We start from the raw sequence: 377 nt of genomic DNA on the forward strand, positions 1-377 counted from the left end.
CCAAGTCGGCGCGGCAGTGCGGGCAGTGCTCCATCCGGATCGCTTCGCAACGCGTCGGATTGGGATGCAGCGGCCGATGCGCGCCGGCGTGCACCCTGGTCTTGGGGCTCGGCTTGCCGTCACCATTCGCCTTGCGCCCCTGCGAGGGCGGCGTGCCAGAGTTGTTCGGCGTCTTTGGCGGCGCCTGCAGCTTCTCCCGCAAGGCCGCATTCTCCGCCTCGAGCGCGGCAACTCGGGCCACCAACGCGTCGACCTGCGCCAACAGCGTTGCAATCAGGTCGTCCTTCTCCGGGGACGATAGCACGGCAGGGTCGACGGACAGGGCCACAGGCTGGTTGACCCACGTTCCAGCCCCTCGTGCAATCCAAATCTCGCCG

Annotated in this window: 1 pseudogene; it reads right to left on the reverse strand. The window is 68.2% G+C overall.

The features are described 5' to 3' along the window. A pseudogene (locus Q7A36_RS41095) lies at positions 1 to 328 on the reverse strand (hypothetical protein); the annotation flags it as partial. Between the last annotated feature and the right edge of the window lie 49 nt (positions 329 to 377).

This window comes from Paracraurococcus lichenis, from assembly GCF_030657435.1.
Classification (GTDB): Bacteria; Pseudomonadota; Alphaproteobacteria; order Acetobacterales; family Acetobacteraceae; genus Paracraurococcus; species Paracraurococcus lichenis.